The organism is Acinetobacter sp. SM34, assembly GCF_022012365.1.
Classification (GTDB): Bacteria; Pseudomonadota; Gammaproteobacteria; order Pseudomonadales; family Moraxellaceae; genus Acinetobacter.
In genome coordinates this window covers 1-23484 of record NZ_JAKLTP010000024.1, presented here as the reverse complement: position 1 = coordinate 23484, position 23484 = coordinate 1, and the positions used below count along the sequence as shown (strand labels likewise).

Annotated in this window: 18 protein-coding genes, 1 tRNA gene and 2 pseudogenes; 17 read left to right on the top strand and 4 right to left on the bottom strand. The window is 42.2% G+C overall.

What is annotated here, in order from left to right; genetic code table 11:
* From LZZ98_RS15055 to rpoC, 10 genes and pseudogenes are all read left to right on the top strand, one after another.
* Positions 1-133, top strand: a pseudogene (locus LZZ98_RS15055) (hypothetical protein); the annotation flags it as partial.
* A 52-nt stretch (positions 134-185) separates the two neighbouring features.
* Positions 186-261: transfer RNA gene (locus LZZ98_RS15050), tRNA-Trp, on the top strand.
* A 73-nt stretch (positions 262-334) separates the two neighbouring features.
* Positions 335-775 (top strand): preprotein translocase subunit SecE, encoded by a 441-nt coding sequence (gene secE, locus LZZ98_RS15045; protein WP_237788545.1) that lies wholly within the window; start codon positions 335-337, stop codon positions 773-775.
* A 7-nt stretch (positions 776-782) separates the two neighbouring features.
* Complete coding sequence (nusG, locus tag LZZ98_RS15040) at positions 783-1316, top strand: transcription termination/antitermination protein NusG (RefSeq protein ID WP_086175351.1); 534 nt, start codon at positions 783-785, stop codon at positions 1314-1316.
* 118 nt (positions 1317-1434) lie between these two features.
* Complete coding sequence (rplK, locus tag LZZ98_RS15035; protein WP_237788544.1) at positions 1435-1863, top strand: 50S ribosomal protein L11; 429 nt, start codon at positions 1435-1437, stop codon at positions 1861-1863.
* Between the two features lie 3 nt (positions 1864-1866).
* Entirely contained in the window at positions 1867-2562 is a 696-nt protein-coding gene (gene rplA / locus LZZ98_RS15030; protein WP_237788543.1) for a 50S ribosomal protein L1, read from the top strand.
* 309 nt (positions 2563-2871) lie between these two features.
* On the top strand, positions 2872-3378 hold the full coding sequence (gene rplJ / locus LZZ98_RS15025; RefSeq protein ID WP_086175348.1) for a 50S ribosomal protein L10: 507 nt from the start codon (positions 2872-2874) through the stop codon (positions 3376-3378).
* Between the two features lie 48 nt (positions 3379-3426).
* Entirely contained in the window at positions 3427-3792 is a 366-nt protein-coding gene (rplL, locus tag LZZ98_RS15020; RefSeq protein WP_086175347.1) for a 50S ribosomal protein L7/L12, read from the top strand.
* A 304-nt stretch (positions 3793-4096) separates the two neighbouring features.
* Positions 4097-8185 (top strand): DNA-directed RNA polymerase subunit beta, encoded by a 4089-nt coding sequence (gene rpoB, locus LZZ98_RS15015; RefSeq protein WP_237788542.1) that lies wholly within the window; start codon positions 4097-4099, stop codon positions 8183-8185.
* A 158-nt stretch (positions 8186-8343) separates the two neighbouring features.
* On the top strand, positions 8344-12543 hold the full coding sequence (rpoC, locus tag LZZ98_RS15010; RefSeq protein ID WP_237788541.1) for a DNA-directed RNA polymerase subunit beta': 4200 nt from the start codon (positions 8344-8346) through the stop codon (positions 12541-12543).
* A gap of 184 nt (positions 12544-12727) precedes the next feature.
* On the opposite strand, the gene LZZ98_RS15005 is transcribed toward rpoC, so the two are convergent.
* Complete coding sequence (locus LZZ98_RS15005; protein WP_237788540.1) at positions 12728-13579, bottom strand: alpha/beta hydrolase; 852 nt, start codon at positions 13577-13579, stop codon at positions 12728-12730.
* 315 nt (positions 13580-13894) lie between these two features.
* Here LZZ98_RS15005 and LZZ98_RS15000 point away from each other — a divergent pair, with 315 nt between their 5' ends.
* Positions 13895-14179, top strand: a complete 285-nt coding sequence (locus tag LZZ98_RS15000) for a hypothetical protein (protein WP_237788539.1) — start codon at positions 13895-13897, stop codon at positions 14177-14179.
* Between the two features lie 116 nt (positions 14180-14295).
* On the top strand, positions 14296-14655 hold the full coding sequence (locus tag LZZ98_RS14995) for a DNA transfer protein p32 (protein ID WP_086175342.1): 360 nt from the start codon (positions 14296-14298) through the stop codon (positions 14653-14655).
* A 49-nt stretch (positions 14656-14704) separates the two neighbouring features.
* Here the strand turns inward: LZZ98_RS14995 and LZZ98_RS14990 are convergent, their stop codons facing one another.
* A complete protein-coding gene (locus tag LZZ98_RS14990; RefSeq protein ID WP_237788538.1) occupies positions 14705-15190 on the bottom strand; it encodes a DUF4442 domain-containing protein in 486 nt (161 codons plus the stop codon).
* A 119-nt stretch (positions 15191-15309) separates the two neighbouring features.
* On the opposite strand from LZZ98_RS14990, the gene LZZ98_RS14985 reads away from it, so the two are divergent.
* From LZZ98_RS14985 to htpG, 5 genes are all read left to right on the top strand, one after another.
* On the top strand, positions 15310-16179 hold the full coding sequence (locus LZZ98_RS14985; RefSeq protein ID WP_237788537.1) for an alpha/beta fold hydrolase: 870 nt from the start codon (positions 15310-15312) through the stop codon (positions 16177-16179).
* A 130-nt stretch (positions 16180-16309) separates the two neighbouring features.
* The gene (locus LZZ98_RS14980) at positions 16310-17722 is read left to right on the top strand and encodes a Na+/H+ antiporter family protein (RefSeq protein WP_237788536.1); all 1413 of its coding nucleotides are present in this window, start codon (positions 16310-16312) and stop codon (positions 17720-17722) included.
* 302 nt (positions 17723-18024) lie between these two features.
* Positions 18025-18615: an OmpW/AlkL family protein gene (locus LZZ98_RS14975; protein WP_237788535.1), complete on the top strand. Its 591-nt coding sequence runs from the start codon at positions 18025-18027 to the stop codon at positions 18613-18615.
* A gap of 179 nt (positions 18616-18794) precedes the next feature.
* Positions 18795-19139, top strand: a complete 345-nt coding sequence (locus LZZ98_RS14970) for a lysozyme inhibitor LprI family protein (protein WP_237788534.1) — start codon at positions 18795-18797, stop codon at positions 19137-19139.
* Between the two features lie 93 nt (positions 19140-19232).
* Positions 19233-21152 (top strand): molecular chaperone HtpG, encoded by a 1920-nt coding sequence (gene htpG / locus LZZ98_RS14965; RefSeq protein ID WP_237788533.1) that lies wholly within the window; start codon positions 19233-19235, stop codon positions 21150-21152.
* Between the two features lie 95 nt (positions 21153-21247).
* On the opposite strand, the gene LZZ98_RS14960 is transcribed toward htpG, so the two are convergent.
* Positions 21248-22342, bottom strand: coding sequence for a hypothetical protein (locus LZZ98_RS14960; protein ID WP_442862725.1), 1095 nt, complete (start codon positions 22340-22342; stop codon positions 21248-21250).
* A 144-nt stretch (positions 22343-22486) separates the two neighbouring features.
* Positions 22487-23484 (bottom strand): annotated as a pseudogene (locus LZZ98_RS14955) (hypothetical protein); the annotation flags it as partial.

Genomic DNA, 23484 nt, shown 5'->3' with positions numbered 1-23484 from the left:
TATGCCGGGTGACAACGTAGAAATGTCAGTAGAATTGATCCACCCAATCGCAATGGACCCAGGTCTACGTTTTGCGATCCGTGAAGGTGGTCGTACAGTTGGTGCTGGTGTAGTTGCTAAAGTAACTGCATAATACGATAAGTTGAAACTACAGGTCGGGGACTTAAGTTCCCGATTTGTATTGTAGGTCAGTAGTTCAATTGGTAGAGCGTCGGTCTCCAAAACCGAATGTTGGGGGTTCGAGTCCCTCCTGGCCTGCCATTTTTTTAAAAAAAAGCTTGATGCTGGTTAAATTGTCATATAATAAGTCGCGAAGCCTACGACGAGTACAAAAATGTCGAATGATAAATCGCGTGACGCATTAAGCGAAGCGCCAATTCCACAAAGAAATAATTCTGCTGAAGTTGTTAATTCTGGTTCCCCGTTAGATATTGTTCTATGGGTTATCGCATTGATTTTACTCATTGGTGCGACCATGGTGGGTCAGTATTTGCCAGCGTATTGGGCACCTGCGAATAATGTTGGTGTGCGCGTTGGTGTGATTTTGGCTTGTATCGTAGTGGCTTTAGGTTTATTATACGCCACCCATCAAGGCAAAGGCTTTGTTCGTTTGTTGAAAGACGCGCGAATCGAGTTACGTCGTGTGACTTGGCCGACCAAGCAGGAAACAGTGACCACATCTTGGCATGTTCTTGCGGTTGTTGTAATCGCTTCCATTGTTTTATGGTGTTTTGATTACATTTTAGGCTGGTTAATGAAGTTTATTATCGGGTAAGAGAGCTATGAAACGTTGGTACATTATTCATGCCTATTCGGGTTATGAAAAACAGGTGTTACGCTCGCTTAATGATCGAATCCAGCGTAGCGCTGTAGCCGATAGCTTTGGTGAAGTCCTTGTTCCGACTGAAGAAGTCGTAGAAATGAAGGATGGCAAGAAGCGTAAATCAGAGCGTAAATTCTTTCCTGGCTATGTATTAGTTGAAATGGAAATGAATGATGATACTTGGCACATTGTTAAAGAATGTCCAAAAGTATTAGGCTTTATTGGTGGTACGGCTGAAAAACCGGCTCCAATTACGCAAAAAGAAGCTGATGCGATTCTTGCACGTGTACGCAATACTGGTGAAGCACCTCGTCCTAAGACAATGTTTGAGCCAGGCGAAGAATTACTCGTTATTGATGGTCCATTCACCGACTTTAAAGGCGTGGTGGAAGAAGTTCTTTACGAGAAGTCACGTTTAACGTTGACAATCAATGTATTCAATCGTCCAACTCAGGTTGAGCTCGAATTTCGTCAAGTCGAAAAAGCGAACTAATTTAAATTGGATTGAAAACGCCCGATTTATTATGGATCGGGCATTGTTGTTGTAACAGTTTTGTTACATGAATAATGTTGGGGAGCCTAGCGGCGTTTGTACCCAGAGGTAATTTGAAATGGCTAAGAAGATTGACGGCTATATCAAGCTGCAAGTTCCAGCTGGTAAAGCGAATCCATCTCCACCGATTGGTCCTGCACTAGGTCAACGTGGTGTTAACATCATGGCATTCTGTAAAGAATTCAATGCTGCTACACAAAAAGTTGAACAAGGTCTTCCAATTCCTGTAGTGATTACTGTGTACAACGACAAGTCGTTCACATTCATCATGAAAACTCCACCTGCTGCGATTCTTCTTAAGAAAGCTGCTGGTATTACTAAGGGGTCAGCTGTACCTAACAAAACTAAAGTTGGTAAGTTGACTCGCGCTCAATTAGAAGAAATTGCGACTACTAAAGAACCAGATTTAACTGGTGCTGATTTAGACGCACGTGTACGTACCATTGCTGGTTCTGCGCGTTCTATGGGCTTGGAAGTGGAGCTATAAGACATGGCTAAATTAACTAAACGTCAAAAAGCCATTGCTGCTGCTATTGAAGCAAACAAAGTTTACACTTTGGAAGAAGCAGTACAAGTTCTTAACAGCCTACCTGCTGCTAAATTCAAAGAATCTTTGGATGTGGCTGTAAATCTAGGTGTTGACCCACGTAAATCTGATCAGGTTGTTCGTGGTGCGACTACACTTCCTGCAGGTACTGGTAAAACTGTACGTGTTGCTGTATTTGCTCAAGGCGCTGCTGCTGAAGCTGCTAAAGCTGAAGGTGCAGACATCGTTGGTTTTGATGATCTTGCTGAGAGCATCCAAGCGGGTAACCTTGACTTTGACGTGGTAATTGCTGCACCTGACGCTATGCGTGTTGTGGGTAAATTAGGTACGATTCTTGGTCCACGTGGCTTAATGCCTAACCCTAAAGTGGGTACTGTAACTCCTGACGTTGCTACTGCAGTTAAAAATGCAAAAGCTGGTCAAGCACGTTACCGTGTAGACAAAGCGGGTATTATCCACGCTGCGATTGGTCAAGTAGGTTTTACTGCTGAAGCTATTCGTTCAAACGTTGAAGCGCTTATCGTTGACCTTAAGAAAGCAAAACCTGCGACTTCTAAAGGTGTTTACGTTCAAAAGATCACTCTAAGCTCAACTATGGGCCCAGGTCTTGTTGTTGACGTAGCAAACATTTCTAAATAAGTCTCGACTTATTTAATAGAATTTTAAAGCCCTGAGTAAGTTTAAAAGCACTGCTTTAAAACTTATGCAAGAGCAACCGGTTTCGGAACTCTTGCGCAACTTAGGCAAACTTTGAATTGATAAATATTTGTTTATCAGCGTCAAAGACCTCGGGCGAGGGGAGTTCTTCGGAGCTCGCTTCTTAAAAGTCCAGTCCGAGTAGACGCGGTGGTGTGATTTGTTCATCCTCCGCGTGTAAATTTAGCAATAAATTTACGAATTGGGAGTGTACTCGTTGGAGTGCATAAATCACCGTTAGGAGGTTTTACAATGGCTCTTCTTATCGAAGGCAAAAAACAGATCGTAGCTGAAGTAACTGAAGTTGCTTCTACTGCATTTGCTGCTGTTGTTGCTGACTACCAAGGTTTAACTGTTGAGCAATTAACTGCTCTTCGTGTTGAAGCTCGTAAGTTAGGTGTTGCTACACGCGTTGTACGTAATACTTTGGCTAAACGCGCTCTTCAAGATACTCAATTCAATATCTTGAACGACAACCTTGTTGGCCCAACAATCTTGGCTTTCTCAACTTCTGAAGACGACATGGGCGCAGCTGCTCGCTTGTTCGAAGAATTTGCTAAAACTAACAAAGCATTTGAACTTAAAGCTGCTGCATTTGACGGCAAACTTTATCAAGGTGCTGAAGTTAGCGTTATCGCGAATCTTCCGAACCAAGAGAAAGCACTTACTATGCTTGCCAATGTTCTTCAAGCTCCTATTTCGAAATTGGGCCGCTTACTTACAGCGCTTCAAGAGAAAAACGAGTCAGAAGCTGCATAAGCTTAAATCTATTTTCACACCATTCAATACCCATTTGGAGTTACTCTCATGGCTTTAACAAACGAAGAAATCTTAAACGCAGTTGCTGAAAAAACTGTTCTTGAACTTGTTGAACTTATTTCTGCTTTCGAAGAAAAATTCAACGTATCTGCTGCTGCTGTAGCTGTTGCTGCAGGTCCTGCTGCTGCTGCTGTTGAAGAACAAACTGAATTCAACGTTGAGTTGACTTCTTTCGGTGCTAACAAAGTTGCTGTAATTAAAGCAGTTCGTGAAATCACTGGTCTTGGCTTGAAAGAAGCTAAAGACATGGTTGAAGGCGCTCCTTCAGTTCTTAAAGAAGGCGTTTCTAAAGAAGAAGCTGAAGAACTTAAGAAAAAACTTGAAGAAACTGGTGCTACAGTTACTGTTAAGTAATTTCGATCGGGGTCTAATTTTAAATTGACCCCAAAAAATGGCTGATGGCTCTTGGGTCATCAGCCTTTTTGCGTTACAATTATCGGCTCGATTTTTGTTTGATTGATGTAAAAAACATCAATTACTATAATAAATCAATAATATCAAATGCTTATCAATATTTTTTATATTTGAAAATATTGCTAAGCGTTTTAATACCACTAAAAATTGCAGCATTTGTAAAAAGTGGTGGCCATATCGGCCTGTGTAATTCCTTCTAGGCTCGTTCTGCAGGCGAGCTTAGTTTACTTTCCGAGGACTCCAGATGGCATACTCATATACCGAAAAGAAACGGATCCGTAAGAATTTTGGTAAATTGCCTAGCGTCATGAATGCTCCGTACTTGCTCGCGATTCAGGTCGACTCGTACCGAACATTCTTACAAGATGGCAAAACACCAAAAAACCGCGAAGATATCGGTCTCCAAGCCGCATTTCGTTCAGTTTTTCCTATTGAAAGTTATTCTGGCAATGCTGCTTTAGAATTTGTTGAGTATAGTCTTGGTAAGCCTGAGTTTGACGTGCGTGAATGTATTTTACGCGGTTCAACTTATGCAGCACCAATGCGTGTGAAAATTCGTCTGATCATTAAAGATCGCGAAACTAAATCAATTAAAGACGTACGTGAACAAGAAGTGTACATGGGTGAAATGCCACTCATGACTGAAAACGGTACTTTTGTAATCAATGGTACTGAGCGTGTAATCGTATCTCAATTACACCGTTCACCAGGTGTATTCTTTGACCACGATAAAGGCAAAACTCACTCTAGCGGTAAAGTTCTTTATTCAGCACGTATCATTCCTTACCGTGGTTCATGGTTAGACTTTGAATTCGATGCTAAAGACCTTGTCTTTGTACGTATTGACCGTCGTCGTAAATTACTCGCGACTGTTGTTCTACGTGCATTAGGTTATAGCAACGAACAAGTTCTAGACATGTTCTATGAAAAAGTACCTGTGTATCTTGACATGGGTAGTTATCAAATTGACCTTGTGCCTGAACGCCTGCGCGGTGAAATGGCTCAATTCGACATTGCTGATGCTGACGGCAAAGTGATTGTTGAACAAGGTAAACGTATTAATGCACGTCATGTCCGTCAAATGGAAGCATCTGGCTTAACCAAGCTTCCTGTTCCTGATGAGTACTTGTACGAACGCATCACTGCTGAAGATATCGCATTAAAAGATGGCGATGTCATTGCTGCAAACACAGTATTGAGCCATGAGATCATGGTGAAGATTGCAGAAGGCGGTGTTAAACAGTTCAATATTCTGTTCACCAATGACATTGATCGTGGTTCTTTTGTTGCGGACTCTTTACGTGCAGATACGACTTCAGGTCGTGAAGAAGCACTGGTAGAAATCTACAAAGTAATGCGTCCAGGTGAGCCACCAACAAAAGAAGCTGCTGAAAACTTATTCAACAACTTGTTCTTCTCTTCTGAACGTTATGACTTGTCTCCAGTAGGCCGCATGAAGTTCAACCGTCGTTTGGGTCGTCCTTACGAAGTCGGTACAGACCAGAAGTCACGTGAAGTTGAAGGTATTCTTTCAAACGAAGATATTACAGATGTATTAAAAACACTGGTTGAAATTCGTAACGGTAAAGGTGAAGTCGACGATATCGATCACTTGGGTAACCGTCGCGTACGTTCAGTCGGTGAAATGACAGAAAACCAATTCCGCGTTGGTTTGGTTCGTGTAGAACGTGCTGTTAAAGAACGTTTAAGCCAAGCTGAAACTGACAACTTGTCTCCGCAAGATTTAATCAATGCGAAACCAGTGGCTGCTGCAATCAAAGAATTCTTTGGTTCAAGCCAGTTATCTCAGTTCATGGACCAAAACAATCCATTGTCTGAAATTACACATAAACGTCGTGTATCAGCGCTTGGACCTGGTGGTTTAACACGTGAACGCGCCGGCTTCGAAGTACGTGACGTACATCAAACTCACTACGGTCGTGTTTGTCCAATTGAGACTCCTGAGGGTCCAAACATTGGTTTGATCAACTCATTGTCTGTTTATGCAAAATGTAATAACTTCGGTTTCTTGGAAACTCCATACCGTAAAGTTGTTGATGGTCGTGTAACAGATGACGTTGAATATCTTTCTGCAATTGAAGAAGTAGGTACTGTCATTGCACAGGCCGATTCTGCAATTGATAAAGAAGGTAACTTAACAGAAGAATTTGTTTCTGTACGTCACCAAGGTGATTTCGTACGTATGCCTCCTGAAAAAGTGACGCATATGGATGTATCGGCTCAACAGGTTGTATCTGTTGCTGCATCACTTATTCCATTCCTTGAACACGATGATGCCAACCGTGCATTGATGGGTTCAAACATGCAACGTCAGGCAGTACCTACGTTGATCGCTGACAAGCCGCTTGTTGGTACTGGTATGGAAGCAAACGTAGCACACGACTCAGGTGTATGTGTTCTTGCGAAACGTGGTGGTCGTATCGAGTTCGTTGATGCTTCTCGTGTGGTTATTCGTGTAAACGAAGAAGAGATGATCGCGGGTGAAGCAGGTGTAGATATCTACAACCTGATCAAATATACACGTTCTAACCAAAACACTTGTATCAACCAAAAAGTTCTTGTGAAACTTGGTGATAAAGTGGGTCGTGGTGACGTTCTTGCGGATGGTCCATCTACAGATGGCGGTGAATTGGCACTTGGTCAAAACATGCGCGTAGCGTTCATGACCTGGAACGGTTACAACTACGAAGACTCGATCTTGTTATCTGAGCGCGTTCTTCAAGAAGACCGTTTAACCTCGATTCACATTCAAGAATTATCATGTGTGGCTCGTGATACCAAGTTAGGTGCAGAAGAAATTACTGCCGATATTCCTAACGTTGGTGAAGCTGCACTTTCTAAACTTGATGAATCAGGTATCGTTTACATCGGTGCTGAAGTAACTGCGGGCGACATCCTGGTAGGTAAAGTAACGCCTAAAGGTGAAACGCAATTAACACCGGAAGAAAAATTGCTTCGTGCAATCTTCGGTGAAAAAGCGGCTGATGTTAAAGACTCATCTTTACGCGTGTCTTCAGGTGTTAAAGGTACAGTAATCGATGTTCAAGTGTTTACACGTGACGGTCTTGAAAAAGACGAACGTGCTCAAGCAATTGAAAAAGCTCAGCTTGATGCTTACCGTAAAGACTTGAAAGAAGAATTCAAAATCTTCGAAGAAGCAGCACGTGAACGTATCGTTCGTTTGTTGAAAGGTCAAGAATCTAACGGTGGTGGCACAACTAAACGTGGCGATAAATTAACTGAAGATTTATTGGCTGGTTTAGAGCTTGTTGATTTGTTGGATATCCAACCTGTTGATGAAGCAATCGCTGAACGTTTAACTCAAATTCAAGTGTTCTTGAAAGAGAAGAGCTTCGAGATTGACGAGAAATTTGCTGAGAAAAAACGCAAACTTTCTACAGGTGACGAATTAACAACTGGCGTATTGAAAGTTGTTAAGGTTTACCTTGCGGTTAAACGTCGCATCCAACCAGGTGATAAGATGGCGGGTCGTCACGGTAACAAAGGTGTTGTATCAAACATCTTACCGGTAGAAGACATGCCACACGATGCTAACGGTGTACCGGTTGATATCGTGTTAAACCCACTGGGTGTACCTTCACGTATGAACGTGGGGCAGATTCTTGAAACTCACTTGGGTATGGCGGCAAAAGGTCTTGGCGATAAAATCGACAAGATGCTGCAAGAACAGCGTACTATTGCTGAACTGCGTATCTTCTTAGATAAGATTTATAACAAAGTCGGTGGCGAGCAAGAAGATCTTGATAGCCTGACTGATGATGAAATCCTGGCGCTTTCTAAAAACTTGCGTAAAGGTATTCCTCTTGCAACTCCTGTATTTGATGGTGCTGATGAAAGCCAAATCAAAGAGTTGCTTGAACTTGCAGACATTCCACGTTCTGGTCAAACCGTATTGTTTGACGGACGTACAGGTGAACGTTTTGACCGTCCAGTAACTGTAGGTTACATGTACATGCTCAAATTGAACCACTTGGTTGATGACAAGATGCATGCACGTTCTACAGGTTCTTACTCTCTAGTAACGCAACAACCATTGGGCGGTAAAGCTCAATTCGGTGGTCAGCGTTTCGGTGAGATGGAAGTCTGGGCTCTTGAGGCATATGGCGCAGCTTATACGCTCCAAGAAATGCTTACTGTTAAGTCGGATGACGTTGAAGGCCGTACCCGTATCTACAAAAATATTGTAGATGGTAACCATTATATGGATCCGGGCATGCCTGAATCGTTCAACGTATTGACCAAAGAGATCCGTTCTTTAGGTATCAACATTGAACTGAAAAATGGTGACTAAGAAATCTCCCCCGGCCCCTCTTTAGAAAAGAGAGGAGAAAGTCCCCCTTAATAAAGGGGGATTTAGGGGGATTTTTTGAGATTCCCGAATTTCAGTAAAAAACAATATTTGTGACCCAGTTGTGAAGTGAAAATCTCCACAACACACGGAGAAAAAAATTGAAAGACTTGCTCGATATCATGCGCAAAAAGACGGATTCAGACGGTCATGCTCCTGTAGAGTTTGACCGCATCCGTATTGGTCTTGCGTCACCAGAAATGATTAAGTCATGGTCTCATGGTGAAGTTAAAAAACCTGAGACAATTAACTATCGTACGTTCAAACCTGAACGTGATGGTTTGTTCTGTGCCAAAATCTTTGGTCCAGTAAAAGATTACGAATGCTTGTGTGGTAAATACAAGCGTATGAAATACAAAGGCGTCATTTGTGAAAAATGTGGCGTTGAAGTAACAACTGCGAAAGTTCGTCGTGAACGTATGGGTCACATTGAGCTTGCTTCTCCAGTTGCACACATCTGGTTCTTGAAATCGTTACCGTCTCGTATCGGTCTTCTTTTAGACATGACTTTACGTGACATCGAACGCGTATTGTATTTTGAATCTTACGTGGTCACTGATCCAGGTATGACTCCAATGGAGAAATACCAGCTTCTTAACGATGAAGAATACTTCACAGCGTTAGAAGAACACGGTGATGAATTTACTGCGAAAATGGGTGCAGAAGCCGTTCAGGACTTGTTGAAAGATATCGATCTTGAAAACGAAATTTCACGCCTGCGTGAAGAAATTCCAAACACAACTTCAGAAACCAAGCTGAAAAAAGCGTCTAAACGTTTGAAGTTGATGGAAGCGTTCAAAGAGTCAAACAACAAGCCAGAATGGATGGTATTAACTGTATTGCCAGTTCTTCCACCAGATCTTCGTCCGTTGGTTCCTCTTGAAGGTGGTCGTTTCGCGACTTCTGACTTGAACGATCTTTACCGTCGTGTGATTAACCGTAACAACCGTTTGAAACGTCTTCTTGACCTTGCTGCTCCAGACATTATCGTACGTAACGAAAAACGTATGTTGCAAGAGTCTGTAGATGCATTGTTAGATAACGGTCGTCGTGGTCGCGCAATCACAGGTTCGAACAAACGTCCTCTTAAATCTTTGGCCGACATGATCAAAGGTAAACAAGGTCGTTTCCGTCAAAACTTATTGGGTAAACGTGTCGACTATTCAGGTCGTTCGGTTATTACCGTAGGTCCGACTTTACGTTTGCACCAGTGTGGTCTTCCGAAGAAAATGGCACTTGAACTGTTCAAGCCATTCATTTTCGCAAAACTACAAGCATCTGGCCAAGCAACAACCATTAAAGCTGCGAAGAAAATGGTTGAGCGTGAAACGCCGGAAGTTTGGGATGTTCTTGCTCATGTGATTCGTCAACATCCAGTGATGTTGAACCGTGCGCCAACACTTCACCGTTTGGGTCTTCAAGCATTTGAACCGACCCTGATTGAAGGTAAAGCGATCCGTCTACACCCACTCGTATGTGCTGCGTTCAACGCCGACTTCGACGGTGACCAAATGGCGGTACACGTTCCATTAACACTTGAAGCTCAGTTAGAAGCTCGTGCGTTAATGATGTCGACCAACAACATCTTGTCTCCAGCCAACGGTGAACCAATCATCGTACCGTCTCAGGACGTTGTCTTGGGCTTGTATTACATCACGCGTGATGCAATCAATGCCAAAGGTGAAGGCATGGTGTTTGCGGATACTGATGAAGTAAACCGCGCATTGGCGACTGGTCAAGTGAATTTACACGCTCGCGTAAAAGCACGTGTACACCAGACTGTAATTGATGAAGATGGTAACCGCGAACAGCAAACCATTATTGTTGATACGACTCCAGGTCGTTGCTTACTTTGGGAAGTTGTTCCTGAAGGTATGGACTTCCAGCAAATTAACGTTGAGATGACCAAGAAGAACATCTCTAAGTTAATCAACTCTTGCTACCGTAAATTGGGTCTGAAAGATACCGTTATCTTTGCTGACCAGTTGATGTACTTGGGCTTCCGTCAAGCGACTCGCTCTGGTGTATCTGTTGGTATGGAAGACATGCTGATTCCGCCAACCAAATATACGATTATCGAAAAAGCAGAAACTGAAGTTCGCGAAATTGAACAACAGTTTGAACAAGGTTTCGTAACTGCCGGTGAACGTTATAACAAGGTTGTCGATATCTGGGCACGTACCAATGACCAGGTAGCGAAAGCGATGATGGACAACTTGTCTTTCACCACTGTTAAAAACAAACAGGGTGAAGACGAGAAACAAAAATCATTCAACTCGATCTACATGATGTCTGACTCGGGTGCCCGTGGTTCGGCAGCTCAGATTCGTCAGTTGGCGGGTATGCGTGGTTTGATGGCGAAACCGGATGGTTCGATCATTGAAACCCCGATTAAAGCAAACTTCCGTGAAGGTTTGACAGTACTTCAGTACTTCATTTCAACACATGGTGCGCGTAAAGGTTTGGCCGATACAGCACTTAAAACAGCAAACTCTGGTTACCTGACTCGTCGTCTGGTAGACGTAGCGCAGGATTTGGTTATTACCGAGCCTGATTGCGGTACTTTAGGCGGTCTTGTGATGACTCCGTTCATTCAGGGCGGTGACGTAATCGAGAACTTGGGTACTCGAGTATTGGGTCGTGTTGTTGCTGAAGATGTGAAGAAAGTCGGTTCTGACGAAGTGATTCTTCCACGTAATACTTTAATCGATGAAAAAATTGCTGCCTTCCTTGAAGAAGCCGGTGTCGATGAAGTTAAAGTACGTTCAGTGGTAGCTTGTGAATCTACATTTGGCGTATGTGCGAAATGTTATGGTCGTGACCTTGCTCGCGGTCACTTGGTTAACCCAGGTGAATCTGTGGGTGTAATGGCTGCTCAATCAATTGGTGAGCCAGGTACACAGTTAACCATGCGTACGTTCCACGTGGGTGGTGCTGCGAGCCGAACTTCTGCTGCAAACAGCGTACAAGTTCGTAACAAAGGTACAGTACGTTTCCACAACGTGAAAACAGTACAACATGCCAAAGGTCACTTGGTATCGACTTCACGTTCAGGTGAAATCGGTATTGCGGATGATTTAGGTCGTGAACGCGAACGCTATAAACTTCCTTACGGTGCATCTATCTTGTTGAAAGATGGTGAAGCTGTTGAAGCAGGCGGTATTGTAGCGACTTGGGATCCGCATACACATCCATTGGTTACAGAAGTTGCCGGTAAAGTACGTTTCAGCCAAATTGCTGATGGCGTAACTGTGACATCGAAAACTGATGATGCAACAGGTATGACAACGATCGAAATCTTGCCAGTGACTTCACGTCCTGCGTCAGGTAAAGATTTGCGTCCAGCGGTTGTATTGGATACAACTGATGGTGGCGAACAGTTCTACTTCTTGCCACAAAATACCATTCTTTCTGTCCGTGATGGCGAAACGATTGGTGTCGGTGACGTTATTGGTCGTGTACCACAAGAAACTTCACGTACCCGTGATATTACCGGTGGTCTTCCACGCGTAGCTGACTTGTTCGAAGCACGTAAACCGAAAGAGCATGCAATTCTTGCTGAAATTTCTGGTGTTGTAAGCTTCGGTAAAGAGACTAAAGGTAAGAACCGTCTTGTGATTACTCCGGATGACGGCTCTGAGATCTACGAAGAGCTTATTCCGAAGTGGCGTACCATCAACGTGTTCGAAGGCGAGCATGTGAACCGTGGTGAAACCATTTCTGATGGTCCGCAAAATCCACACGACATCTTGCGCTTGAAAGGCGAAGTGGCGTTGACCAACTACATCGTGAACGAAGTTCAGGACGTATACCGTCTGCAAGGTGTAAAAATCAACGATAAACACATCGAAGTGATCGTGCGTCAAATGTTGCGTAAAGTCGACATTACTGACGGTGGCGATACAAGCTTCATCAAAGGCGAACAAGTGGATTACATCCGCGTTATGAGCGAGAACCAAGCCGTTCTTGCACAGAACAAGTTCCCGGCGAAGTTTGAACGTCAATTGATGGGTATTACCAAAGCATCGCTTTCTACTGACTCGTTCATCTCTGCTGCATCGTTCCAGGAAACAACTCGTGTGTTAACTGAAGCGGCTGTAACAGGCAAAGAAGATGATCTACGTGGCTTGAAAGAAAACGTTGTTGTGGGTCGTTTGATTCCAGCGGGTACTGGTCTTGCTTACCACTTGGAACGTCGTCGTCAAGAAGCAGAAGCTGCAGAACATGCGCTTGTGAATGACTTCTCTGATGTAGACCAAGCATTAAGCCAGGCTTTCAGCGATGAGTTTAACGGTCTGTAATTAGTCCTTTAAACTAGTCAAAAAAAAAGCCACCTTCGGGTGGCTTTTTTTATGCATTCCATTTGAGGGCATATTCCGGAATTTGAGAAGAGATCGAATGATTCGAGTAAAAATAGGATTTTAAATAGTGTTCAGATAATTTATAGCTTAAATGAGATACCATTCAGTTTATCTCAATGGTCAATTAATGGGTTTGTATAAATTGATTCACGGCTTGCGTATATGGATTATTTTTTCCCAGCGATTTATTGATTTCAATATGTGAAAGGGGGACAGGCAATAACTGGGCTTTAGTCCCTAATTTCTGTGCTTGTTGAATAAATTGCTGTGCCTGAGTACAAGGTTGGTCGGCACGGATGGTCGAACAAACAGCGAGAAATGCAGGTAAAGTTTGGTGAAGTTGCGATGTGGGAGAAAGGGCTTTCCAGTTTAATGGCTGATCACCAAAGGCTCGATCATAAAAACGTGCATGCGGAGACCGCATAATTTTTTCTACATTATAAGCGGCGCTGTCTAAAGCAATCGTAGCACGCCAAGACTGAGGCTGTGATACCAGCCAAAGGGGACGTGTTGTTAATAAGCTGACTAAATGTGCACCAGAGGAATGTCCCATGAGGACTAAGCGCTTGGAGTCAGCATGCCAATGATGAGCTTGATTTTGAATATAAATGAGTGCTTCTGCGATATCTTGCGTTTGTTGTTGTAATGACACATCAGGAAGTAATCTATAGTTGATAGAAATAAAAATCCAATCTTGTTTGGTCCAATAATCAATTTTATTTTTTACCACAGCAGCATTGTTTTTATCACCTATGGTCCAAGCCCCGCCATGGACCATAACGATGAGCGGTGCTGGAGTGCTCTCAGTTGGCAGTTTGGCAGGAAAATATACATCCATCACTTGCTGAGGATGCTGTCCATAAGGAATATTTTTCAAAGATTTAGCTTTAGTCAGGGCATTCGTATCGAAATCATTGGGATATGCTGATGGATTGAAGCAAAGCAATGTCAATATCGATAAAAGAAGTTTTTTCATCCTGACTCTCCTGCAATTTTAAGTACTACAGCATTTAAATTTTTTTTTTATAAGCTAATTGATCGCTTGGAATATTTTTCTTTGAAATTCTTTTAACTTGAAAATATGTCATTAAACATAGGGTATTTATACAACAGCAGCAATGCCGAATTGTTTATGTTAGGCAAATAAAGCCTGCATTGATTTAATACCTTAACAAGATCAATCGTATCTACATTTATGATGAGCCATCAGTGATGGATCATTTAAAAAAAATGTATCTTGCTCCTAAAGCCAAAGATAAAAAATGGTATTTGACTATGTTCAGGTATTCCAGTGATACAAAAGGGCGGTGTGATTGTGCCCACCTCAAAAATTGAATTGAATACCACTATAAAGCAAGAAGGCAAGGTCCTTTCTCAAACCAAAAAAATTGATCCAGAAGGTGTTGAGTTTAAATCCGGACAAGCCCCAATTCATCGTACCTTAAAGCTGGATCAGAAAAAGAATTTAGGCCAAAACACTCAAACTTCACATGCTGTTTTGACCGAAAATGGAATAATTACCAAAGATATTGTGGTGCTCAGTGAAGACGAACAAGCTCCAATAAAAAAGCCCTGAAATTTTTAGGGCTTTTTACAAAACGCTGCATTTTAACTGTAATGGGTAACATTTTAGGGTCATTGCTTCCACAAAATAGGCATAATCTAAAAGAATGAAAAAAGGAGAGAAATCCCATGAAAAAGTTAATGAGCGTGATGGCAATGGCAACCTTGTCAACTTTTATGCTGGTGGGTTGTGATTCGATGTCTCCAAGAGATCAACGTATTGGCGCGGCTGCATTGGGTGGTGCCGTTGGTGGTGGAGTAGGGAATAAAGTTGGTGGTGGCCTTGGTGCAGCAGTTGGTGGTGGTGCCGGCGCAGCAGTCGGTAGTAAGACCCAAGGGGGTTCTAACCGTAATGCTACTTATAGCGGTATAGGCGGTGCTATTGGTTCTGCTGTGGGTAAAGGCGTGTTTGGTGGTAATGCCGGAGCTGCCATTGGTGGAGCGATTGGTGGCGGTGCAGGTGCTGCAATTGAACAGAAAAAACGTTAATTGACGTTTAGAATTTAAATAAAAGCGCTTGTTGATCAGGCGCTTTTTATCATTTAGGGCTGGCCTTTGGTTTTTTGCGGCGGATGTATACCGTTTTTTGTACCTCGGCAATACGTACGCCTGCTTCATCAAAAATATTTAAACTATAGTTTCGGTATACCGGCGCATGATTTTCAGTCAGCTGCTTAATCTGATCAATCTCTGTGGAATCTAGCCGAATATCGGCATAGACCGTACCACGGCCTGGAGACAGAAATTGTATAGATGCCGATTTATCCCAAACAATATATTTTGAACCCAGATGATGCATCAAAATCAGCATATAAAAAGGATCGACCATCGAATATAAGCTGCCACCAAAATGTACCCCGACCACATTTTGATTTTTACGCGTTAACGGCATTTTGATACGAATATGAGAATTTGCCAGATCGACCTTATCAATCTCAATTCCTGCCCCACGGTAAGGTGCATAACGATTTAATAAAAATTTAGAAATGGCAGGAATTGTCTGTAGTTTTTTTAAAAGGCTCATTTTGGTCAATTGTTTTTTTATGGCTTCAGAACATACTAAAACAGAATGATCAGGGTGGCATTGATCACATTGCCCAGACTCTGCAATAAATAGTCAATAAAAGAATAGGATAACAATACATGCAAGCTCAAACACAATGGGTTGCCACCTCGGATCAGCAGCGTCTTTATGTTAAAACCTGGGGCAATGAGGCAAAACCGGCTTTAGTCCTGGTACATGGTTATCCCGATAATCAGGAAGTTTGGGAGCCGGTGATTCAGCAGTTGATCCAGGATTTTTATGTGCTGACTTATGATGTACGCGGTGCCGGGAAATCATCCATTCCAAAACGAATTCGTGACTATAGTTTGGCACAGTTGTCGCTCGATTTAGAAAGTGTGGTCAATGCCGTGTTGGGTGATCGGGCATTTCATCTGGCAGCCCATGATTGGGGTTCAATCCAGTCTTGGGAATCGGTGACTGAAGCCAGATTTAGCCACAGGATTCTGTCCTATACCACCATTTCTGGCCCGTGTTTAGATCATGCGGCTTTTTGGATGCGTCAGCAATTTAAACAAAATAAGCCCAAGTTTTTCAAACAACTGGCTAAATCCTGGTATATCGCTGTTTTTCAGTTGCCATTGCTTGCCCCAACAGTCTGGCATTTTTTTAGCGCTGAAAAATGGGGCAAAGTTTTGCAGCAGCTAGAACATCAAAAAGACTTGCCTAGCAATACTCATATTGCCTCTGATGGAAAGCATGGTGTCGGGCTATATCGTGCCAATTTTCTTCCACGTTTAAGCATGCCACGTCGACGTTTTGCCATTTGTCCGGTACAAGCCATCGTGCTGAAACAGGACAATTTTGTCAGTCCTGAACTGATTGATGAAGTGCCAAAATGGGCGGAAAATTTTCAACGCGTTGAGGTGGATGCCAATCACTGGGCGATTTTAAGTCAAGCCGAGTTAGTCGCAGAATATATTAAAGCATTTGCCTTAAAAAATAATTGAATAGAGATTCTTTATTTAAATTTTAATTAAAATCAATAATTTGATGGTTCATTGCTAAGCCGATTTATTTACAGTTTCAAAAGAGCGAATCTGATAAAATAACGGCTTTTTCATCTTCCTCAAAATTTACATGAATGCAGTAGTAATTGCGATTGCCGTGATGTTTATACTTTCACTGGCACGAGTTTCTGTTGTCTTGACTTTGGTCATTTCAGCAATTATTGGTGGCCTGGTTGCAGGGCTAAGTTTGTCAGATACTGTAACCGCATTTAATGCGGGGCTAGGTGATGGAGCAGAGGTTGCCTTGGCTTATGCGGTATTGGGTGCCTTTGCTTTAGCCTTGTCAAAATCAGGCTTGCCTGATCTTTTAGCACATAAACTGATTGGTTTGCTGGGTGCGGAAGCCACGCATCAAAAAACCAGAAAAGTAAAATATTTACTGTTAAGCATTTTACTCATTGCAGCCATTTTCTCTCAAAACCTTATTCCTGTGCATATTGCCTTTATTCCGGTACTGGTTCCACCTTTACTTAAAGTGATGAATCACATGAATCTGGACCGTCGTGCGGCAGCATGCGTACTGACCATGGGGCTAGTCGGAACTTATATTTTCCTACCAGTCGGTTTTGGTTCAATTTTCCTTGAACAAATTTTGATGGGCAATATCAATAAAATTGGTACAGCCTATGACTTGCGTGTAGAGCGCTGGATGATGCCGATGGGGATGGCCATTCCGGTTATTGGCATGCTGATTGGTACGTTGACTGCCGTATTTTTCAGCTATCGCAAACCACGTCATTATATTGATCGTGCGGTTGCCCGTGTGACCACCATCGATCTGGACAAACCAATTCGTGCGGGCGAAGTGAGTCTGCAAGCGGATGCCGAAGAACTCAAACACGAAGCTGAACAAGCACCCATTATCGCGAAAAAAACCATCCTGATGGCACTACTCGCGATTTCCTTGACTTTGATTGCCCAGCTGTATTCAGGTTCGATGATCTTGGGTGGACTGGTCGGTTTTGCGGTGCTGTCTACTGCGGGTATTTTCAAATGGCAAGAGGCTGATGATGTCTTTGTTCAAGGCATGCGCATGATGGCATTGGTCGGCTTCATTATGATTTCTGCGGCTGGTTTTGCTTCGGTGATGACGCATACTGGTGACATCAATAGTCTGGTGAATGGAGTAGTGCATCTGATTGGTGACAATAAAGCCTTGGCTGCTTTCCTGATGCTGTTTATTGGTTTGTTTGTGACCATTGGGATTGGTTCGTCATTCTCCAGTGTACCGGTATTGGCGGTAATTTACGTACCGCTTTGCGTACAATTCGGTTTCTCTCCATTGGCCACTGTGGCACTGATTGGTACCGCTGCAGCACTGGGTGATGCCGGTTCTCCAGCTTCAGATTCAACTTTAGGTCCAACAGCTGGTCTGGGTGTGGATGGTCAGCATGATCATATTTGGGATACGGTGGTTCCGACTTTTATCCATTTTAATATTCCATTATTGGTATTTGGCTGGATTGCAGCAATGGTACTTTAATTGAATTTTTAATTCATTTTATTGCTAATTTTAAAATATGTATTTAAAATAAATGTTATTAAATAATTAATATAATAAAACCAAGCAATATACTTGGAATATAATCATTAATCTGATTAGCTTGGTTGGTATTTAAAACCAACTAAGCTGGTCAGTTTAAAATAAATAACCAATATTTTCAATAGTTTAAAAATAAATGAAATTTAAAATAATTAATAGCTATTGCATATTAATAATAGGCATGTTTATTATTAATTAATGTTTGAAAATTACTGTTATTATTCTTCCATAGGGGTTTAAAAATGTTAAAACAAGTTGCTCTTATCGCGTTAATGGGGATGTCTGCTTCTGCAATGGCAGGTCAGTGGCAGGTTAAAGTGGGTGGTTCTGTAGTTGCTCCAACTGGAGACACAAGTATTTTAGGGGGCGCAGCTAAAGTAGAAGCTGATGATGAATATGCATTTACTCCATCAGTAGAATATTTTTTCAATGACAATATTTCAACTGAATTACTTCTTGCAACACCAATTAGTCATGATGTGTTAGTGAATGGAGATAAAGCTGTAAAAATTAAGCAGTTACCACCTACATTAACAGTGAAATATAACTTTAAAAACTCAACTGGCTTCACACCATACATTGGTGTGGGTGGTACAGCATTTATTGCTTGGGATGAGGAATCAGGTCTTGGCAATGTCAACGTTAAAGAAGATTTTGGTTTTGCAGGTCAAGTTGGATTGAACTTTAAACCAGCTGATGCGAAAAACTGGGGTGTATTTGCTGACGTACGTTATGCCCAAATTAGCCCAGAAGTGCAAATTGATGGAATTCCTAATTTTGATTTAGATATTGATCCACTTGTGTACACCATTGGTTATAGCTACAAATTCTAAAACCAAGACTAAAACTAAAATAACAAATCAGCGTCAAAATCCCCATCTCTGATGGGGATCTTTTTATTTACTTATTCAGTCACAATAAATCACACAAATTGAGCATTTTAGTTCTGTTTAATCATTAAAAATGCGTTTAAGTTAATCGTCTACAATAAGCTAAAAGAGTAAGAAGAATCATGAAATTATTCACTTTATGTGGTGCAGTCTTTTTTAGTTTTTTGATGGGTTCTGCATCTGCTGCCAGTTTTAATTGTGACAAGGCACGTACTGTAACAGAACATGCAATTTGTGATCATCGCGCTATTAATGATGCTGATGTCAAAATGGCCACCACCTACCAGATGATTAAACGTTTGGTACCGATGGGAACACGTGGGGTCATTCAGGATGAACAAGTCAAATGGTTACAGTTGCGCGATCAATGTGGCAATTCAAGCCGTTGTTTAACTGAAGTTTATAAAATGCGCCAACAAAAACTGGATCTGTATATGGAACGTGTCTATCAACAGGGTCCTTTTTAAGAAAAATTTATTTAGTCCTATTGAAAATTCGCTAACTCACTCCATTCATTAAGCATCCAATAAAAACTGTGTAATGAATTTAAGGAGTGATTTATGAGTGAACATAGCGCACAAAAACATAGTTTCCAGGCCGAAGTAGCACAGCTATTACATTTAGTGACGCATTCTCTCTATTCAAACCCTGAAATTTTCCTGCGAGAACTGATCTCGAATGCTTCGGATGCCTGCGATAAGCTGCGTTTTGAAGGGATTAATCATCCTGAATATTATGAGAATGACCCTGACTTGCATGTACGTGTCAGCCTGGATAAAGAGAATAAAACCCTCACCATTTCTGATAATGGTATTGGCTTAACCCAACAGGAAGCCATTGATAACTTGGGTACCATTGCCAAATCAGGTACCAAAGACTTCATGTCTAAACTGTCTGGCGATCAAAAGTCAGATGCACAATTGATTGGCCAGTTTGGTGTCGGGTTTTATTCAGGCTTTATTGTTGCTGAAAAAATTACCGTAGAATCACGTCATGCAGCTGCCGATATCACTGACGCAGTACGCTGGATCAGTACCGGTACCGGTGATTTCGAAGTTGAACAAATCAATAAGGCTTCACGTGGAACAGATATCATTTTGCATTTGCGTGACAATGCTCTTGAGTATTTAGAATCTTATAAAGTTAAGCAAATCATCAATAAATACTCTGACCACATCAGCTTGCCGATTGAAATGCAGAAAGAAATCTGGCAGCAAGAAGATGCGGCTGAAGGTGAACAAGCTAAGCCTGGTGAATACGTTAAAACTGACGAATGGGAAGCGATTAACTCTGCCAGCGCACTCTGGACCCGCAATAAAAATGAGATCACTGACGAGCAATATACCGAGTTCTACAAGAACTTAAGCCATGACTTTGATGCGCCTTTGGCCTGGACGCATAACCGTGTAGAAGGCAGTACCGAATACACCCAGTTGCTGTATGTGCCAAGCAAGGCACCTGGCAACCTCTTTACCCGTGAAGCCAAAGCCGGCATCAAGCTGTATGTAAAACGCGTGTTTATTATGGATGAAGCAGATAACCTGATTCCAAACTATTTGCGTTTTGTGCAAGGGGTGGTGGATAGTGCCGATCTTCCCCTCAATGTTAGCCGTGAATTGCTGCAAGAAAGCCGCGATGTCAAAACCATTCGTGAAGGAAATGCCCGCCGTGTGCTGACCATGCTGGATGGTCTGGCAAAATCTGAAGATGAACAGGATCAGGAAAAATTCAAAACTTTCTATGCTGAATTTGGTTCAGTACTTAAGGAAGGCTTGGGTGAAGACTTGGGTAACCGTGAACGTATTTTAAAATTATTACGCTTCTCGACTTCAAGCAATGATGAAGTTTCCACTTCATTGAGCGATTATAAGGCACGCATGAAAGAAGGTCAGAAGGCCATTTATTACGTAACTGCTGATAGTCTGGCTGCTGCAAAAAATTCTCCGCAGCTGGAATTGTTTAAGAAAAAAGGTATTGAAGTGCTGTTAATGGCAGACCGTGTAGATGAGTGGGCAATGGAATTTGTGCACGAGTTTGATGGTACACCTATGCAAAACGTGTCTAAAGGTGCCGTGGACTTGGGTGATCTGCAGGATGCTGAAGAGAAGAAAGCCCTGGAAGCAGCAGCTGAACAGTTTAAACCTGTCGTAGATAAGCTTTCAGATGCACTCAAGGCCAAAACCCAACAAGTGCGGGTGACTACGCGTCTGGTCGATTCGCCTGCATGTTTGGTGACAGGTGAAGGTGAACTTTCGCCACAATTGATTCGTATGTTGAAACAAGCCGGTCAGGCTGTTCCTGAGTCGAAACCGATCTTGGAAATTAACCCGGAACATCCTTTGGTGAAAAAGCTGGAAGGATCGAACCAGTTTGATGATTTGGCCAATGTGATTTTTGATCAGGCCGTGATTGCCGAGGGTGGTCTACCGGAAGATCCTGCTGCCTATGTTAAGCATATCAATAGTTTATTGTTGAAATAAGTACGCTTTGCTGTGCAATAAAAAACCTCCTTCGGGAGGTTTTTTATTGCAGAAAAATATAAATCATTGTTGCTCAATTTCTGGAACTGACCTGCCTAGAACAATGCTTCTAGGCGCACTGATGCGCCAAGGAAATGACTCCGGTTTTCACGCTGGTCATTGAGATAGTTCAAATCGCCCTGTAGAAAAAACCATTCACGCACGAAAGGTTGTCGCCATGAAATATAGGGTCCCCAACTGTTCAGGCGGAGGTCATTATTATTATAAAAACCGCCAGTATAGAGGCCATAGGCAAAACGGTTATTATGGAAAAACTGATGTTGTCTAAACAGATAATTATCCCAGCTTAAGTCATCAACTTGCTGATCCGAATAGGTCAGGCTGAACTGATTAGACAGAAATGCCTGATTCGGACGAGAATGTGAGAGTTCCAGATTGGTTCTTAAGTAGTTATCACTCTGAATTCCATAGCGGTAAATCTGTTCAGCACGGAATCTGAAATCATTTTCCAGTTGCCAGTCTCTGGAAGCCTTTAGCCGTAAATAAATATCATCTCCTGAACGGACCCCTAAATCCAGATCGGTCTCAAAAGGAAGACGCTTGGAAAAATCAGACCAACGCAGGGCTAAAGAGCTGTTACTTTCTCGCGTCCGTTCACTGTCTAAAGCTTTACTACTGCTGCTATCCGGGTTTTCATCGGTAATGGCGATATTATTTTTCAGTTCATTATCCAGAGAGTCATCACCAAATATTAGGCTGACTTTACGTTCTAAGGTCGGAAGTTTAATTTTTCCACGAAGACGCGGCTTAATTTCATAACCATCATGTTTATTCCAGCTGTTATCGATAATCAGACGGAGGGTTGCTGAAGCTGGATCATTCGGATCGGTTTCTCCAAACCAGTTATCAATTTTATGTGAGCTACGGTCGGTCCAATTCCGGATTTCATGTTGTTTGCGATCTAGCCAGCTTTGCTTTTCAGTGGCTTGTATGGGAGGAACAATCACTGCATCCGACTGTTGCGGTAAAACTGTCGGCATCGCATCAATCAGGCTTGGAATCTGATAGAGCAAATTAGAATTTGTTTCTGTTTCTGTTTCTGTTTCTGTTTCTGTTTCTGTTTCTGTTGCGATACGCTTTGGTTGATTAGCCCCGGTTTCAGCTAAGTTTGACCAGCTGACAGTAGACATTAATCCAGAGATCAACACACATAAGAGGGGTTTTAATATAGATAATTGTTTTTGCTGCATATCCTTGCTCTTATATTATCTGATGCTGTCTAGTCTGTTAAAAATACAGACTAAAAAGCAAGCTTTGGCTACAAAAATAAAAACTTAATCTGAAATATGTTTTTGAATCTCTTTATATAATTCCCGGCAATCGATTGGAGGCTTGAATTGGGCAATAATCATCTGAATCATTTGCCAGCTAATTCCATGATGGCGTTCTAATAAAAAATAAGGATAAGCCGATTCAGTCTGTGAGAGGGCTAAACGTTTTTGCCCATGAATGATGCGTATTTTTTGCCGTTCTTTGAGTAAAAGTAGCGGAGTATGAATATTGGCAGCACTTTCTTCAAACTGAATAATTTTTTGGGTCTGAAGCAGTTGTGCAGGAATAAACGGAATATAGTTTTCATCATTCCAGATACAAACAGCCTTATGGATATAGGCCTCAAACAGCGATTCAATGTCAGTAAAACGATCGGCCAAGTCTACCCAGAAAATCTGCTTAATTGCAGCCATGGCATGCTGGGAAGGAGCATTAAATAATTGCATTAACCGAATGGCCTGCATCTGGTCTTCTGCACCCAATAAAGCCAGATATTTAATAAAATGACCTTGCTGGCTAATCTGTTCTGCCAGATAAATCGGGCGTTGTTGCCAGTTTTCTATGTCTGCCCCATACAACAGTAAATCTACATGCTGGTAAAGTTCAGGCAGGTCAGAAATATTTAAACTGTATAGCTGTTGTAGCGAAGTATCTTCGCTATGCAGCGAATGCAGATGTGCCACGTATTGATTAAGTTTCAGAGTTTCTGGAACATCCTTTATTGCAGGGGACTGATCTGCCGGATTTTTTGTATCCGTCTCCGTGAGAGAAGAATCAGCAATGAGCTCTGCTACGAAAGTAGGCTGCTGGCTTTGCTGCATAGATGCATCAGTTACTGTCTGATCTTGCTTTACATCAACCTCCGCTATGAATAGCTCACTCGAATTTGATGCTTTATTTAGAGCAATGATTTGAAGTTCATCAGCAGATACGGTTAGATTTGTCTCGGTCTCGGTCTCGGTCTCGGTCTCGGTCTCGGTCTCGGTCTCGGTCTCGGTCT